The sequence below is a fragment of the Kitasatospora sp. NPDC004615 genome (assembly GCF_042873545.1).
Classification (GTDB): domain Bacteria; phylum Actinomycetota; class Actinomycetes; order Streptomycetales; family Streptomycetaceae; genus Kitasatospora.
In genome coordinates this window covers 126051-140472 of record NZ_JBIALQ010000012.1, presented here as the reverse complement: position 1 = coordinate 140472, position 14422 = coordinate 126051, and the positions used below count along the sequence as shown (strand labels likewise).

General features: G+C 71.9%; 12 protein-coding genes and 2 riboswitches. Of the genes, 6 read left to right on the top strand and 6 right to left on the bottom strand.

Features of this window, described 5'->3' with window-relative positions:
• Nucleotides 1-85 precede the first annotated feature (85 nt).
• Nucleotides 86-1234: a CapA family protein gene (locus ACFYS8_RS32500; RefSeq protein ID WP_387648029.1), complete on the top strand. Its 1149-nt coding sequence runs from the start codon at nt 86-88 to the stop codon at nt 1232-1234.
• Between the two features lie 22 nt (nt 1235-1256).
• Here the strand turns inward: ACFYS8_RS32500 and ACFYS8_RS32495 are convergent, their stop codons facing one another.
• A complete protein-coding gene (locus ACFYS8_RS32495; RefSeq protein ID WP_387648026.1) occupies nt 1257-2420 on the bottom strand; it encodes a transglycosylase family protein in 1164 nt (387 codons plus the stop codon).
• Nucleotides 2421-2423: 3 nt separating this feature from the next.
• Nucleotides 2424-2590: riboswitch (cyclic di-AMP (ydaO/yuaA leader) on the bottom strand.
• Between the two features lie 398 nt (nt 2591-2988).
• Here ACFYS8_RS32495 and ACFYS8_RS32490 point away from each other — a divergent pair.
• Both ACFYS8_RS32490 and ACFYS8_RS32485 read left to right on the top strand, forming a co-directional pair.
• Nucleotides 2989-4236, top strand: a complete 1248-nt coding sequence (locus ACFYS8_RS32490) for an MFS transporter (protein WP_387648023.1) — start codon at nt 2989-2991, stop codon at nt 4234-4236.
• Between the two features lie 109 nt (nt 4237-4345).
• Nucleotides 4346-5767, top strand: coding sequence for an MFS transporter (locus ACFYS8_RS32485; protein WP_387648020.1), 1422 nt, complete (start codon nt 4346-4348; stop codon nt 5765-5767).
• Nucleotides 5768-5981: 214 nt separating this feature from the next.
• Here ACFYS8_RS32485 and ACFYS8_RS32480 read toward each other — a convergent pair whose 3' ends face one another.
• The 3 genes from ACFYS8_RS32480 to ACFYS8_RS32470 form a co-directional block, all read right to left on the bottom strand.
• Nucleotides 5982-6689 (bottom strand): tyrosine-protein phosphatase, encoded by a 708-nt coding sequence (locus tag ACFYS8_RS32480; protein WP_387648017.1) that lies wholly within the window; start codon nt 6687-6689, stop codon nt 5982-5984.
• Nucleotides 6690-6724: 35 nt separating this feature from the next.
• Nucleotides 6725-7231: a hypothetical protein gene (locus ACFYS8_RS32475; RefSeq protein WP_387648014.1), complete on the bottom strand. Its 507-nt coding sequence runs from the start codon at nt 7229-7231 to the stop codon at nt 6725-6727.
• 180 nt (nt 7232-7411) lie between these two features.
• Entirely contained in the window at nt 7412-8860 is a 1449-nt protein-coding gene (locus ACFYS8_RS32470; protein WP_387648011.1) for a glycine hydroxymethyltransferase, read from the bottom strand.
• Nucleotides 8861-8890: 30 nt separating this feature from the next.
• A riboswitch (ZMP/ZTP riboswitch) is annotated at nt 8891-8998 on the bottom strand.
• Between the two features lie 201 nt (nt 8999-9199).
• Here ACFYS8_RS32470 and ACFYS8_RS32465 point away from each other — a divergent pair.
• Nucleotides 9200-9397, top strand: a complete 198-nt coding sequence (locus ACFYS8_RS32465) for a DUF664 domain-containing protein (RefSeq protein WP_387648008.1) — start codon at nt 9200-9202, stop codon at nt 9395-9397.
• Between the two features lie 85 nt (nt 9398-9482).
• Nucleotides 9483-9974 (top strand): hypothetical protein, encoded by a 492-nt coding sequence (locus tag ACFYS8_RS32460; protein WP_387648005.1) that lies wholly within the window; start codon nt 9483-9485, stop codon nt 9972-9974.
• Between the two features lie 100 nt (nt 9975-10074).
• On the opposite strand, the gene ACFYS8_RS32455 is transcribed toward ACFYS8_RS32460, so the two are convergent.
• On the bottom strand, nt 10075-11247 hold the full coding sequence (locus tag ACFYS8_RS32455; RefSeq protein ID WP_387648003.1) for a carbohydrate-binding protein: 1173 nt from the start codon (nt 11245-11247) through the stop codon (nt 10075-10077).
• Nucleotides 11248-11641: 394 nt separating this feature from the next.
• A complete protein-coding gene (locus ACFYS8_RS32450; RefSeq protein WP_387648000.1) occupies nt 11642-12448 on the bottom strand; it encodes a TetR/AcrR family transcriptional regulator C-terminal domain-containing protein in 807 nt (268 codons plus the stop codon).
• A 316-nt stretch (nt 12449-12764) separates the two neighbouring features.
• Here ACFYS8_RS32450 and ACFYS8_RS32445 point away from each other — a divergent pair, with 316 nt between their 5' ends.
• On the top strand, nt 12765-14288 hold the full coding sequence (locus ACFYS8_RS32445; RefSeq protein ID WP_387647997.1) for an MFS transporter: 1524 nt from the start codon (nt 12765-12767) through the stop codon (nt 14286-14288).
• The last annotated feature ends 134 nt before the right edge of the window (nt 14289-14422 follow it).

Sequence of the window (14422 nt, the reverse complement as noted above, 5' to 3'; positions counted from 1 at the left end):
GTGATCATTTGGTGGCGAGATGGGCTTCCGGTGATCGAGTGGCGCGGATACAGTGCGACGCAGCGAACGATCCGGGGGAATCACCATGCGCCGCGCACCACTCACCACGGCTGCCGCCGTCCTGCTGCTCACCGCCGTCGCCGGATGCGGCGGATCGACGCCATCCGGGGGCGGCGGGACGACGGCCACCGCCCCCGCCGGGGACTCCGCCGGAGGCGCGTCGTCCGGCAGCCCGGGAACGACGGGCGATCCGAGCACGGGTTCGGGCGACAACGCGCCGAGCGGCGCCGCCGGCAGCATCACCGTGGCCTTCGCGGGCGACGTCCACTTCGAAGGCCGGACCGGCTCCCGGCTGACCGCCCCCGCCAGCGAGACCGCGCTCGGGCCGATCGCCAAGACCCTGTCCGCCGCCGACCTGGCGGTGCTCAACCTGGAGACCGCGATCACCGGCCGCGGCAAGCCCGAGCCCAAGACCTACACGTTCCGCACCAGCCCCAAGGCGCTCACCGCGCTCAAGGACGCCGGGATAGACGTGCTCTCCCAGGCCAACAACCACGCCGTCGACTTCGGCGCCGACGGCCTCGCCGACACCCTCGCCGCCAAAGCCAACTCCCCGATTCCGCTGATCGGCATCGGCAAGGACACGGCCGAAGCCTTCGCGCCCCACATCGCCGACGTGCGCGGAACAAAGGTCGCCGTCCTGGCGGCGAGCCAGGTCGACGAAATCACCAACCAGAAGTGGCGGGCCGGCGAGCACAAGGCCGGCATCGCCTCCGCGTTCGACGAGAAGGCCCTGCTGCGCGCCGTCACCGAGGCCAAGGCGCAGGCGCCCGTGGTGCTGGTCTACCTGCACTGGGGCGAGGAAGGCGTGGCCTGCCCGACCGCCGCGCAGACCGCACTCGCCAAGAAGCTCGCCACCGCCGGCGCCACCGCCGTGGTCGGCACCCACGCCCACACCATGCTCGGCGCGGGCATGCTCGGAAACACCTACGTGGCGTACGGCTTCGGCAACTTCCTCTGGTACGGCACCTCGAACTACACCGCCTCCGACGAGACCGGCGTCACCACACTCACCATCAGCACCGACGGGCGCGTCACCGGAGAAGCGTTCACCCCCGCCCACATCGACGGCCGGGGCGTGCCCGTCCCGCAGACCGGCAGCGCGGCGAAGGCCGCCCAGCAGCGCCGCGACGGCCTGCGCGGCTGCACCGGACTGGCCGCCGTCCCGAAGTGACGGCGGCTCGACCGGGCGGCCGTCAGCCCAGGTTCAGTACCTGGCCCGGGTGGATCAGGTCCGGGTTCTCGCCCACCACCTGCTGGTTGCTCTGGTAGAGACCGCTCCAGCCGCCGTTCAGCTCGTGGCTGCGGGCGATCTTCGCCAGCGTGTCGCCCGGGCCGACGGTGTACGGCTGCGGGGACGGGGTCGCAGCGGACGGGGATTCGGCGGGCGCGGGTGCGCTGCCGGGCGTGGAGGCGCTCGGGGGCGGCGTGGTGGTGGCCGGGTCGGGGGTGGTGGGCTGCTGGGTGCCGCCGTTGCCGTGGCCGTCCTGACCCTGACCCTGACCCTGACCCTGGCCCTGGTCGTTGCCGTGGCCTGTGCCGTTGCCGTTCTCGGCGCCGTTCCCGTTTCCGTTGCCGTTCTGGTTGTCGGACGGTGTGGTCGGGTTCGGGCTCGGGTTGGTGCTCGGGTCGGTCGACGGCGCAGTCGGCGTAGTCGGAGCGGTCGGGGTGGCCGGGCTCTCCGGGGTGGGTGCCGGGGACGGCGTGGCCGCAGGCGGCTGGGGGTGCGTCAGCTGTATGTAGCGCTCGTACAGGCTCTGGTGGCTGGTCCAGAACCAACCGCCGTTCTTCTCGTACCAGTACACGTGGTACACGGGGTCGTAGCCGGGCAGGCCGGAGAACACCGGAGTGGCGTTCTGCGGGGCGACGGTGCCGTCCGAGGCGGTGTTGACGGCGGCGATGCCGCGGGCGCCGCGCAGCGCACCCGATTCGTCCGCCGAGTCGTTGTTGTCCACCACGCCGGCGGCGCTGACCGTGCGCAGGCCCGCCGTGTCGGCGCAGGACACCCACGGCTGCGGGCCTTCGGTGGCCAGGATCCGTTCGGCGACCGCGATCTGCTGGCTGCGGGTGGCTCCGCTGGGCAGCTCGGCGTACCGGGTACCGCCGTAGTCGATCCAGCGCTGGGCGGTGATCTGGAGGCCGCCGTAAAGGCCGTTGCCCGAGTCGGAACTCCAGTTGCCGCCGCTCTCGCAGTCGGCGACCCGGTCCCAGACCGTGCTGGGCGCGGCCTGCGCACCCGTCACGGCGAGCAGCGGCAGGGCGAGGCCGACGCCGGCGACGCCGGCTGCGGCGATCGCCCGCTCGGCGGCTTTCTCCGCCTGGCTCTGCCGACGGTGGCGCCCGGAACCCGTGAAGAGCATGCCAGATCCTCTCCGCACGCCTGCGAGGTGAGCTGTCGGGTTCGGACCGGAGGGAGGCCCGGCCGCCGTGTGCCGGCGGGAGCCGGTGCGGCGGCTTCACCCCTAGCCGTGGGGGCGGCGACGTACCTGGTTCCCCCGTCCCTGTCCAAGGGTTGTGGTGGTCGACCCGGCAACGCGGCGGACAGGGTTCGGCGTTGCCGCGTGCGGGGCCCGACGGTGCGGGCCGGACCGAGCCTAATCACTCGAACGGAGCAATCACAAGCTCATCGCGACCGTATTACGGCCGAGTTGCGCCGCCCGGGCGGTCGGGCGGTCGGGTGATCCGGCGGTCCGATGGTCGGGTGCGAAAGTCTGGCCGATCGGTGGGATTGGGGGAGCGTGGGGAGGGAAGGCGGACGGTCCCGCTTGGGCGCTTGGAAGCCGAGTGGTCATCAAATACCGTGACATTAAAGCGAGTTGAGCGAGATCTGGGCATTGCAGGCGTTGCGGATAAATCGCGCGACAGCTGCTTCGGGAGCTTCCTACCATCGCGGTGATCGCTGTTCCCCGACCCGCTGTGGAGGTGCCCGTGGCTGTGCTGATTCCCGAAGTACTCCGGGTGGAGCGCCAGTTCGCCCGTCTGTTCGTCGGCCAGTCGCTGTCCGTCCTGGGCGACAGGGTGTCGTTCGTCGCGCTGCCGTTCGCCGTGCTGTCGATCGGCGGGTCGGCCGCCGATGTCGGCCTGGTGGCTTCGGCGGGCCTGCTGCCGACGCTGGTGTTCATGCTGATCGGCGGCGTGTGGGCGGACCGGATGCCAAGACAGCGGATCATGCTGGCCTCCGATCTGGTGCGGTGCGTGGTCCAGGCGGCCGTCGCGGTGTTGCTGCTCACCGGGACGGCCCGGGTCGGGGTGCTGGCACTGCTGATGGTGGTGTTCGGGGTGGCGGACGCGTTCTTCCTGCCCGCCTCCACCGGGCTGATCCCGCTGCTGGTGTCCGGTGAACGGCTGAGCGAGGCCAATGCCTTGCGCGGGCTCGTCCACTCGGTGGGGTTGGTGATCGGCCCGGTGCTGGCCGGCGCGCTGGTGGCCCTTGCCGGGCCCGGCGGTGCCCTGATGGTGGATGCCGCGAGCTTCGCGGCCAGCGCCGCCGTGCTGGTGAGACTCGGTGCGGTGGGCGGGCGGGCCAGTGCGGAGCAGGCCGAGCGACTCGGGTTCCTGGCCGAACTCCGGGTCGGCTGGCGGCAAGTGCGAGAACGGGCCTGGGTGTGGTCGGGCATGCTCGCGATCGCGGTGTACCACGTGGTGGTGCTGCCCTCGGTGTTCGTGCTCGGCCCGGTCCTGGCGGATCGCGAGTGGGGCGGGGCCGGCGCCTGGGCCGTGGTGGTCACCGCCTTCGGCCTCGGCTCGATCGTCGGCGACGTCTGCGCCTACCGCCTGAAACCGGCCCGGCCGATGGCGGTGGCGGCCGTCGGGATGGCGATTGCCTCCTGCCAGGCGCTGATCATCGGATCCGGCGCTCCGGTCGCGGTGATCGCCCTGCTGGAGGCCTGCACCGGAGTCGGCGTCTCGCTGTGCTTCGTGCTGTGGGAGACCTCACTCCAGGTGCACATACCCGAGCAGGTGCTGTCCCGGGTCAGCTCCTACGACCACCTGATCTCGGTGGCGCTGATGCCACTCGGCCTGGTGCTCGCAGGCCCGCTCGCGGACGGGATCGGCGTGCACCGAACGCTGTTCGGCATGACCGCGCTGGGAGTGCCCGCCGCCCTCCTCCTGCTCGCGCTGCCGGCCGTCCGGAAGCTGCCCGCACGACCACAGGTGGACGCACCTATCCAGTAATCCATGAAAGAGTGGAATATGCTCGTCGTGCACGCCGCTCGGTCACCGCCGGCGGAGCACCGCACCACGCACCACGTTCGACGCAATACGCACCACCCGGGAGCCGCCCATGTCCGTCGAGGCCCAGCGCCCGCTGCCACACCGGGCAGCCGCGCCGACCACTGCTCCGCCCGCCACCCCGGCCGGCGGGCCGGGTGGCCGCCCGATCCGGCTCGGGCTGCGCGCCAACCTCGCGCAGTTCGGCCTGCTGGTGGCGGTCAACGCCCTGGTCGGCGGCATGCTCGGGCAGGAGCGGACGGTTCTGCCGCTGCTCGCCGACAAGGTCTTCCACCTGTCCGCCTACACGGGTGCGCTGACGTACATCCTGGCGTTCGGCGCGACCAAGGCGGTCACCAACTTCTTCGCCGGCACCCTCTCCGACCGGTACGGGCGCAGGCCGGTGCTGATCGCGGGCTGGCTGGTGGCCCTGCCGATACCGGCGATGCTGGCCTGGGGCCCGACCTGGGGCTGGATCGTCGCGGCGAACGTGCTGCTGGGCGTCAACCAGGGCCTCACCTGGTCCACCACGGTGATCATGAAGATCGACCTGGTCGGCCCGGCCCGGCGTGGCCTTGCGATGGGCCTGAACGAGGCGGCGGGCTACCTCGCGGTGGCCGTCACCGCGACCGGCACCGGCGCCATTGCCGCCCACTGGGGCCTGCGCCCACAGCCGTTCCTGCTCGGCGCGGCCTACGTCGCGCTCGGCCTGGGCCTGACGGTCGCCGCCGTCCGGGAGACGCGCGAGCACGCCCGGGCGGAGGCCGCCGCCCATGCGGTCACCACAAGCGCGGCGCTGGAGCGAGCGGCGGCCGGGGCCTCGCCGGAGGGTACGGTCGCTGCCACGCCGGAGGATGCGGCCACTGCCCGCGCGAACGCCGGTGGTGACGACCAGGCGGCGCTCAGCACCGCCCGAATAGCGCGCACCACCAGCCTCGGAGACCGGGCGCTGTCCAGCGCCAGCTGGGCCGGCATGGTCAACAACCTCAACGACGCCCTCGCCTGGGGCATCTTTCCGCTGCTGTACGCCGCGCACGGTCTGGAGATCGGCCGGATCGGCATCCTGGCCGCGCTCTACCCGGCGGTCTGGGGCGCGGGGCAGATGCTCACCGGCTGGTGGTCCGACCGGATCGGCCGCAAGCACCTGATCACCGCGGGCATGCTGCTGCAGGCCGCAGCCCTCGGCCTGGTCGCGGTCGGGACGACCTTCCCGGTGTGGGCCGCCGCCCAGGCACTGCTGGGTGCGGGCACCGCCCTGGTCTACCCGACGCTGCTGGCCGTCATCGGCGACGTCGCCCACCCCGCATGGCGGGCGCGCGCCGTCGGCGTCTACCGGCTGTGGCGTGATGGCGGCTTCGCGGTCGGAGCGCTGGTGGCGGGCATCCTCGCCGACGCCTACGGCGTGACCACCGCGATCTGGGCGGTTGCCGCGCTGACCGCAGTGGCCGGCGTCACCGTGGCGGTGCGGATGTACGAGACGCACCCGCGCAACTGATCAGCCCGCGCAACTGATCAGCCGCCGGCGGTTGTCGCCGGCGGTGGCGAGGGGCGGCAACTCCGGGGTCATGGCCCCGGGGTCGCAGTCAGAGGACGAGCGATGCGATGCCGTGCGGGTGTCGGGCAGCGCGGGGAACGGAGGAGGTCTAGGCGGAACAGGATGCTGCGGCGGGTGCGTCGCGGCAGGCCGGTGCGACGGTGCGGGGAAGGCCCTACGGGCAGGCCGTGGGGTGGAACTCGGCGCGCAGGGAGGCGAGTTCGGAGGTTCGAGCGCCGTGGGCGCGCAGGTGCTCCTCGAGCGTGCCGTGGTGGGAACGGACGGAGATCAGGGCGCGTCGCAGGTGGACGGCCGCGACCGGGCGGCCGGCATGGCCGGGGACGTCGGGGTCGTGGGCGGTGAGTCCCAGTGCCGCGTTGGAACGCAGGAAGTCGGAGAGGATCTCCGGCTCCCCGGCGCCCAGCAGCGACTGCACCAGCGCGACCACCACGCCGGTGCGGTCCTTGCCGGACGCGCAGTGCACCAGGACGGCCCGGCGCTCGGCGGCCAGCAAGGTCCGGACGAGCGCGACGGCCGGGCGTCCGGCGAGCTCGGCCATCAGTGGGTACAGCTCGGCCTGCTCCTCGGGCCAGCGCTGCTCGGCGAAGACGGGGACGTGCAGGTGCCGGATGCCGCTGTCGCCGAGCGCATCCGGGCGGGCGGTGACCTCCGGCGTGCTGCGCAGGTCGAGGACGGTGCGCACACCGAGGCCGAGCAGCGTCCGGGCGCCGTCGGGCGTCAACTGGTCCAGCGCACCGGAGCGGTAAAGGATGCCCTGGGGCAGTGCCCCGAGCCCGCCCGCGTCCCGGAAGTTGCGCACCCCGGGAAGGGCGGTCCCGTCCGCTTCCGCTGCCATCGGTTCGTCCGCGATCACGCCGGCCATCCTAGGCGGCCCCGGGGCGCCGGCCCACGGCACTCCTAGGTGGGGACGACGGCCAGGACCACCGCGGTGTTCTCGCGGATGGCCCGGCCGTCCAGCTCGACCGCCACCCGGGCCGATTCGGTGCTGGTGACGGGCTTCAGCGGGACCGAGACCGCAGGAACCTTCGCGGTGTTGCCGCACAGGCCGGCGTAGTCCGCGACGTCGCCGTGCGGGTAGGCGCTGTCGTCCAGGTGCGCCAGCTGATCGGCCGTCAGGCCATGTTGCTGCAAGTAGTCGGTCATTGCGGCGCGGGTGCTGCGAAGCGCCACCGCGACCTGCAGCCGGCCGCTCTCCGGATCGACCCGGGCGAGGTGGTGCAGGTCCGTCGCCCCGGCGGGCAGGTCGAGTTCGTAGGTGGCCAGCGCCTGGTTCAGCGACAGCACGGTGCCCTTGCAGGCGCGCCGGTCGCCGGCCGGCAGCCCTTCGGCGGTGAACAGGCGTGCCACCCACAGACACATCAGGGTAAAGACGGTCAGCAGTGTGAGGCCGATCGCCCATCGCACTGCGCGTTCCCCGGTCTCCGACACCTTCGCCCCCCGCCCCCTGCATGCCCACGCACGCGGTCCGCGCGACGCTAGCAGAGCCGCCGCGTCGCCGTCGGCCTTATCGGGCAACGGAATTGGCCGCGGGGCCGGCTTGCGGGCGTCGGGGACATGCAGGGATGCAGGGGAGGGACGGTCGGGTCAGCCGAGGGTGATGCCGGGGTAGAGGGGGTGCTCGGCCAGCAGGTCGACGGCGCGCTTGGCGACCGCGTCGCGGATGGCGGGGTCGAGGACGTACTGGGCCTTGGAAGAGCCGGCGGCGGAGGTCGCGGCCAGGACGGTGTGGATCAGGTCCGCCACCTCGTCCAGCTCCGCGGTGCCGAGGCCGCGGGTGGTGAGGGCGGGGGTGCCGAGGCGGATGCCGGAGGTGTACCAGGCGCCGTTCGGGTCCTGCGGAACGGAGTTGCGGTTGGTGACGATGCCCGAGTCCAGCAGCGCCGCCTCGGCCTGGCGGCCGGTCAGGCCGTAGGAGGAGACGTCCGCCAGCACCAGGTGGTTGTCGGTGCCGCCGGTCACCAGCCGGGCGCCGCGCTTCAGCAGGCCCTCGGCCAGTGCGTGCGCGTTGTCCACCACCTGGCGGGCGTACACCTGGAACTCGGGACGCCGGGCCTCCGCGAACGCGACGGCCTTCGCGGCCATCACGTGCGACAGCGGGCCGCCGAGCACCAGCGGGCAGCCCCGGTCGACGTGCTCGGCCAGCTCGGAGGTGCACAGCACCATGCCGCCGCGCGGGCCGCGCAGCGACTTGTGGGTGGTGGTGGTGACGATCTGCGCGTGTGCGATCGGGTCGAAGTCGCCGGTCAGCACCTTGCCCGCGACCAGGCCCGCGAAGTGCGCCATGTCGACCATCAGGGTCGCGCCGACCTCGTCCGCGATCTCCCGCATCTTCCGGAAGTTCAACAGCCGCGGGTAGGCCGAGTACCCGGCGACCAGGATCAGCGGCTTGAAGTCGAGGGCGATCCGCCGGACCTCGTCGTAGTCGACCAGCCCGGTCACGGGGTCCGTCCCGTAGCTGCGCTGGTCGAACATCTTGCCGGAGATGTTCGGTCGGAAGCCGTGCGTCAGGTGGCCGCCCGTGTCCAGCGACATGCCGAGCATCCGCTGGTTGCCCAGTTCGCGGCGGAGCTCCGCCCAGTCCTGCTCGCTCAGGTCGTTGACGTTGCGCACCCCGGCCCGCCGGAGCGCCGGGCTCTCCACCCGCTGCGAGAGCACCGCCCAGAACGCCACCAGGTTGGCGTCGATACCGGAGTGCGGCTGCACGTAGGCGTGTTCCGCGCCGAACAGTTCCCGGGCGTGCTCGGCGGCCAGCGACTCCACGGTGTCGACGTTCCGGCAGCCCGCGTAGAACCGGCGGCCCGGGGTGCCCTCCGCGTACTTGTCGCTCAGCCAGTTGCCCATCGCCAGCAGCACGGCGGGCGAGGCGTAGTTCTCGCTGGCGATCAGCTTCAGCGAGGCGCGCTGGTCCTCGATCTCTCCGCCGATCGCCGCCGCGATCCGCGGCTCGACGGCGCGCACCACGTCCAGTGCGCTGCGGAAGGCGGTGTCGGCGGCGGGGCTGCCGAAGGTGTGCGGGGTCAGGGACTCGGCCAAGGCGGTCTCCTCGTTCGGAATGGCGACGATTCGGACGGCCCAGGCGCTCGGCTACAGCACGTCGGAACCCGCGGGTTCCGTGCGGAGCCGCTCCCCGATGGTGAAATCCATCCCAGCGCGCCAGTCACGGCTCACCGCGACTCTACCAACCACCCACGCCCGGTCCGGACCAGCCCCGGCCAGGGCACATCCCCGCCCGGCGGCGGAAACTCCCTGGTGCGCCCGTGCGCCCGTGCGCCCGTGCGCCCGTGCGCCCGTGCGCCCGTGCGCCCGTGCGCCCGTGCGCCCGTGCGCCCGTGCGCCCGTGCGCCCGTGCGGGCGTTCGGCACGATCGTGCGCATGACCTTGACCGTTGAGGGCCACAAGGACGCCGACTTCGACCTGCTGGACCCGGCCCGTGCCGAGCAGGAGTACCGGCAGTTGCTGGAGGAGCAGTCGCTGGGGATAACGTTCCTGCACTTCACGACCGAGTACGCCCGTCACAACGGTCACGCGGACCTGCTGCGTGAGCACCTCGACGGGGTGGCCGGCGCCTGAGAGATGCCGAAATGCCGTGCGGGGCAAGGGGGATGGGGCGGGCCCGATCGAACGGCGCGTCAGGTGACCGGATAACATACTGAGTATGGGACCTCTCGAACCGAATGTGCCCGAGCTGATCCTCGGCCTGATTCTCTTCTTCTTCCTGTCCGTGGTGCTCGGCAAGGTGGTGCTGCCGCGCATCGAACGGACGCTCGCCGAACGCCACGACAAGACCGACGGTGGTCTGGCCCGCGCCGAGGCCGCCCGCGCCGAGGCCGAACGCATACGTGACGAGTTCCAGGCGGAGCTGTCCGCCGCCCGGCACGAGGCCGCCGCGATCCGGCAGACCGCCGCCGAGGAGGGCGCGGCCCTGGTCGCCGCCCTGCGCGCCGAGGGCCTCCAGCAGCGCGAGCAGTTGGTGGCCGAGGCGCACGTGCAGCTTGCTGCCGACAAGGTGCTGGCCGAGGCCGAGCTGCGCGAGGACGTCATCAAGGTGGCGACCGAGCTGGCCTCCCGGGTGGTCGGCGAACCGCTGGCCGACCTGCCCTCGACCCGCGCCGTCGTGGAGGAGTACCGCAACCGCGCCACCGTCTGACGCGCCGTCACACCGACTGCCGACAGACACCGACGGGCCGTCCGCCCCCAGAAGTCCTGGGAGTGGGCGGCCCGTTCGGCGTTCCGAGGGGCGCAGGGGCTCAGGTGCACGGGCCGTCGTCGGCCCACACGCCCCACTGGCCGCTGGCGGCCGGGTTCTCGTTCAGGGTCCACCACTTGGCGTGGTAGTTGTGGCCGTTGTAGCTGGCCTTGTCGCCGCCCACGTAGGTGGCGGTCGGCTGCCAGACCGGGCTGCACGTGGTGGTGCCGGGCGAGGAGCTGGAACTGCCGCTGGGCGAAGGCGAGGACGAGCCGGTGGGCGGGGTCGCACCGGCGAACCGCACGGTGAACTTGGTGAAGTCCCAGTCGTTCTGCGCCACGCTGGAGCACGACCCGGACAGGCCCGGGTCCACCGTGCCGGGGCACTGCCGGTCCCGGTTGACCGACCAGTAGGTATAGCGGGCCAGCCGGTGCGCGGTCGCGAAGTCCAGCACGGTCTGGAAGTCGGCCTGCCTGAAGTACTCGGCGGCGTCGGTGCGGCCGTTCATCATCGACACGCCCTCGTGGGCGTACGCGGTGGCCTCGTTCCAGCCGAAGGTGCTCTGCAGGATCTGATTGAACTTCACCAGCGCGTCGGTCTGCGCCGCGGCCCCGTTGAAGCCGCCGTCGAACGGCATGATCGAGTAGTTGTTCGGGGTGAAGCCCTGCGACTTGGCCTCCAGCAGCATCTGGGTGCCGAACCAGCCGGTGCCGGCGTTGGTGCCGGCGGTGGTGACGGAGATGTAGATGCCCGGGTTGTTCTGCTGGAGGATCCGGGCCGCGCCGATCTCGTTGTGGATCGCGGCGGTGTTCTCGTACTCCGGCTCCTCCAGGTCGAAGTCGATCGCCTTGAGGTTGTACTTGGTGACCACCTTCTGGTAGGCGGCGGCGGTCGCCTCCGGAGTGCCGCAGGTCTGGCCGAGCTTGGTGCCGCCGTAACCGCCCACCGAGACCGAGACGTCGCCGCCCTTGGCGCGGATGGTCTGGATCACCGCAGGCATGGTGGTGTCCGAGTCGATCGAGGAGGTTCCGCCCCAGGACGGGCTGCAACTGCTGCCCTGGGCCAGGATGAACGCCAACTGGAAGGCCTTCTGGCCGGTGGCGTCCATCACCGCGGCGGCGTTCGGCGGGCTGTTGTCCTCCGGCATCAGATACGGCGCGGAGGCGTACCAGTTGGAACCGAGCCCGTCTGTGGTGGCGGCGTTCGCCGACCCGGACGCGGTGACGGCGGCCACCCCGCCGGCCAGCAGGCGAACACGGACAGCGCGACCGCGAGGGCGCGGCGCGGGCGGTGGCGCGCCGGGGCGACGGCAGGGGGGTGTGGGGGGAGTGCGCGTTCCATCGAAGACCTCTCCAGGAGGCGGCGAGGACGGCGGCCCGGGGGCGCGAAGTGGGGGCGCGCGGCCGGGTCAACGGTCGGGTACCGAGCCGAGGTTGACGTGACTGCCCACTGGTATAGACCTGCGCCGGATGGTCGTCAACCCTTGCTGACGCCTGACGCCTGACGCCTGACGCCTGACGCCTGACGCCTGACGCCTGACGCCTGACGCCTGACGCCTGACGCCCGGCGCCCGGTGCCCGGCGCGCGCGACGTCGAATGCCGGGCGCCCGGAGGGTTTCGGTGCCCCGTCAGCTTCCTGTGCCGTCCGCCCCGCCCGACGGGCCGTGCCAGGCGGGCCCGTCGGACGCCGGGTCGGGGCCGGGCTCTGTGGCGACGGCGGGGGCCGGTGCGTTCGCCGGGAGGTAGGACTCCACGCCGCGCAGGAACACCTCGATCTTGAACGCGTACCGCTGGTCGCCGTCGCCCGTCATCATGGTGCCCGCCAGACGCTGAATGGTCGGGAAACGGTCGGTCGGCAGATCGTCCAGGTAGCCGCGCAGCTGGTCGAAGTAGGCGCCGAGGTCGGTTCCCCGGGCCATCCGGTCGGTGTACACCGAGGCCTCGTACGCGTCGGTGTCGATGATCTGGCCGAGCGCGTCCAGCGCCCAGGCCGCCACCTGCGGCGGCAGACCGACCTGGAGCAGCAGGTCGAGCAGGAACTCGGTGATCCGCAACTGGCTCTCACCCACCGGGATGCTGCCCAGCGACACCAGCGACACGTCCCGATGGGCCGTCAGCACCCGCTGCGCCTCGAAGCAGATCTCGGTGATCTGCTCCTTCCAGCGCTCGGGCTCCGGCCGGAGCGGCAGCCGGATCTCCGACACAACCCGCTCCAGCATCAGGTCGAACAGCTCCTCCTTGTTGGCCACGTGCGCGTACAGCGAGGCCGGGCCGGTGCCGAGCTCCTGGGCGATCCGGCGCATCGTCACCCCGGCCAGGCCCTCGGCGTCCAGCACCCGGACGGCGGTCTCGACGATCAGCGAGCGGCTGAGCGGCTGGCGCGGGTCGGCCTTGCGTGGCTTGTGCCACGGGATCGAGGGCATCTGCGCGGACATCGGGCCACCTGCTTTCGCTGAACGTCCAATGTCGATCATCGTACTCGGGACGAACGCCGTTCGACCGGTGGGCGAAGCACCCGGCTCGAGAGCCGATCGTGGGAGCCTCGGGGCGGGTCTGGGGCAGGTCGGGAGCGGGTCTGGGGCAGGTCGGGGGCGGGTCAGGGGTGGGTCCGGGGCGCCCTCCGGGAGAAGTCGGGGTTAAATCGTTTGACGGGAACGCTGCTCGACTCGTAGAACAGTGTTCGTTAGAAGAAACACCGTTCACTGCGCGGCCCACCGTCCACCGCGCCCTGGCATTCAGCAGGAGTTAGCAATGACCGATGCGGTCGGACTTACCACCTTGGCGAAGCCGCCCGGCGCGGCCGAGCCCTACCGTTGGCGCTGGGTCGCGCTGTTCGTCATCCTCGCCGCCGAGGTGATGGACCTGCTCGACTCGCTGGTGACGAACATCGCCGCGCCCGCGATACGGCAGGACATCGGCGGCGGCGAGTCCACCATCCAGTGGCTCGGCGCGGCCTACACGCTGGCGATGGCGATCGGCCTGATCACCGGCGGCCGGCTCGGCGACATCTTCGGTCGTCGGCGGATGTTCATGCTCGGCGCGGCCGGGTTCACGCTCGGCTCGCTCGCCTGCGGCGTGGCCCAGGAGCCGTGGCAGCTGATCGCCGCCCGGATCGCCCAGGGTCTGCTCGGCGCCGTGATGCTCCCGCAGGGCCTCGGCATCATGAAGGAGATCTTCTCGCCGAGCGAGCAGGGCACGGCCTTCGGCCTGTTCGGTCCGGTGATGGGCCTGTCCACGGTCGGCGGCCCGATCCTGGCCGGCTGGCTGATCGACGCCGACTTCGCCGGCACCGGCTGGCGGATGATCTTCCTGATCAACATTCCGCTCGGCCTGTTCGCCCTCATAGGCGGCCGGGTGTTCCTGCCGGCCCAGGCGGAGGGGCGCACGGTCCGGCTCGACCTGGTCGGCGCGCTGCTCGCGGCGCTCGGCGCGGCCACCGTCATCTACCCGCTGGTGCAGGGCCGTGAGCACGACTGGCCGCTGTGGGCGTTCGCGCTGCTGGCGGTCGGCGTGGCGGTGTTCGGAGTGTTCGGCTGGTACGAGGCGCGGCGCAAGGCCACCGGGGCGGACCCGCTGGTCGAGCCCAGCCTGTTCGCCAAGCGCGGCTTCAGCGGCGGCATGGTGCTCGGCCTGATCTTCTTCACTGCCATGACGGGCTTCTGGCTGACGTTCAGCCTCTACACCCAGCTGGGTCTGCACTACAGCCCACTGAAGTCCGGCCTGGCAGGGGTGCCCGCCTCGATCGGCATGGTGATCGCGTTCGTCACCTCGCAGGCGCTGCAGCGCTTCGGCCGCAAGGTGATGCACGCGGGCCTGCTGGTGATGCTGGCCGGCGTGCTCGGCCTGATGTACACGCTGCACAGCCAGGGCGCGGGCGTCACCCCGTGGCAGACGGTGCCGGCGCTGCTGGTGACGGGCCTCGGCATGGGCCTGGTGATGGCACCGTTCTTCGGCATGGTGCTCGCCTCGGTGGACACGCACGAGACCGGCTCGGCCTCGGGCACGTTGACGGCCGTTCAGCAGCTGGGCGGCGCGCTCGGCAGTGCCATCCTCGGCACGGTGTTCTTCGAGCGGCTGAAGACCGCCGACTTCGCCAACGCCGAGCAGCTCACCCTCTGGTTCGAGATCGGCATGATGGCCGTGGTGTTCGCCGCCATCTTCCTGCTCCCCAAGCACGCCCGCCCCGAGGGTGCCGAGGGCGCGCACGGGGAGAGCGCCGAGGGTGCGGACGCACCGGCCGAACCCCGCAAGGAAGGGGAGCACCAGGCGGTGTGACGTCTCGTCAATGACGGTCCGGCCGATCGGCCGCCCCGGGCATCGAGCGCCAGGGGCGACCGACCGGCCGGTCACTCGGATCGGATCCGCCGTCGGCCGACGGTCAATCGGGTCCGCCGTCCGCCGGCGGCCGT